This is a genomic window from Neobacillus fumarioli NBRC 102428, from assembly GCF_001591485.1.
GTDB lineage: Bacteria > Bacillota > Bacilli > Bacillales > Cytobacillaceae > Neobacillus > Neobacillus fumarioli.
Genome location: NZ_BCUZ01000232.1, coordinates 1 through 1,392, shown reverse-complemented (window position 1 = coordinate 1,392; position 1,392 = coordinate 1). Strand labels below are relative to the sequence as shown.

Here is a 1,392-nt window from a genome sequence, read left to right as displayed (position 1 = left end):
ATCCAAAAGGCACTTTACCACATTTCAAGCAGAATTTAGCCAACTGCTCCGAAAGGTTCATGGCAATGCAGAAGACTGCAATCAACACCAAAGCAAGACCCTGAAATCCAGTAAACCAAGCAATGGGAGTTTCAAGGGAACGAACGTGCCTATAACTGTAAGGGATATAGTTTTGTGTAACCATTTTCCCCAATAGAAAAAGAGTGCCTTGAAGCCCCCTTTGTTAATCACTTACTTGCTTAACCGATAGGAACTTTTAAGCAAATATCGCTAAATAAGATTGAACACTTTATTGGAAATTGGCCGTGGTTTTTCATGGAGCCTTTATGGGCATGATTCCATGCAAAAGGGCGATGTCATATGCCAAGGAAGGCTCTCATGCCCATCCCTCCATATAAAGTTACTGTAAATTTGCGTTCAAAATAGATTGACGATAAATGCTCATTCTTATTTGTCGGTTACAAAAATGAGATGCTGACCTTTGGAAACTATGCGTGCATCGTGCAAAAATCCTTCCAACGAATGCAGTAACTTTGCGAAATTTGATTTATACCGAATGCCAACCGCTTCTCGAAGCTTTTGTTTTTTGATGCTCTTCAACCCTGATTGCCGATATTCCAATAGCAGTTTTTTGACTTCTGCTACTTTTGGATTTTCTATTTGTTCGGATTCGGCATCTGCATTTCGTTTTTTCTCGATTGCAAGCTCTCGTTGGATATACTTTATCCCTGGGAATTGTTCCACAACAATTTCAATGACATCTTGATTGTTGCAGAAGACATAATACTTAGCGGGTTGGCTGTTGTCTCGGTTGATTCTTTTCAGTCCCTGGTACAATTCACCAGCAATCGCTGTCTTACGAATTCTTTCAATCTCTTCATTCTCAAAAATTGAAATATTTCCAACTGGAATTTTATCTTTTGATTTGTAGTAGAGATTTGTAAGGATATAGGAGAGATAATCAAAAATGGGGGATTTTATAACCACTACCATATCGAAGGTTCTGTAATTATTGACACCTTTCAAATTTCCATGGTAATCGACCTGTATACTGCAACCGAGTTTGTTTTCAATCTCGCGTAAGCTATTTCCATATTGTGAGAAGTGATATTCAATTTCTCGTTCGAGTGATTCTTTATTTTGCTTATCGGTTATGAACAAGACCCCTTTACAACCTTCAAGTGATATTTCATTTAGAACCTGTCGGTTAAAATTTATATATCTTGATAGCCCTGTTTTCGAGGTATCGACAACGTAATGGAAGAACTGCGAGTGGGAATAATCATAGAATTTGTCCTGAGTTTTGAGGATGAACTTATTGGAGAGTCGGTACTTATAATCAAAACCATTTGCATCCAAGATGATGTTGTTTTTCAGAAGAAACGTAAGCGT

At 37.9% G+C, this 1,392-nt stretch carries 2 protein-coding genes; both read right to left on the bottom strand.

Annotated elements, in window-relative coordinates:
- Window positions 1-184: hypothetical protein (locus tag BFU02S_RS17175; protein WP_218005660.1), on the bottom strand; the 184-nt coding region annotated here is incomplete at its 3' end.
- Between the two features lie 263 nt (window positions 185-447).
- Window positions 448-1,392 (bottom strand): hypothetical protein (locus BFU02S_RS15800; RefSeq protein ID WP_218005659.1); only part of this gene is annotated, 945 nt, incomplete at its 5' end.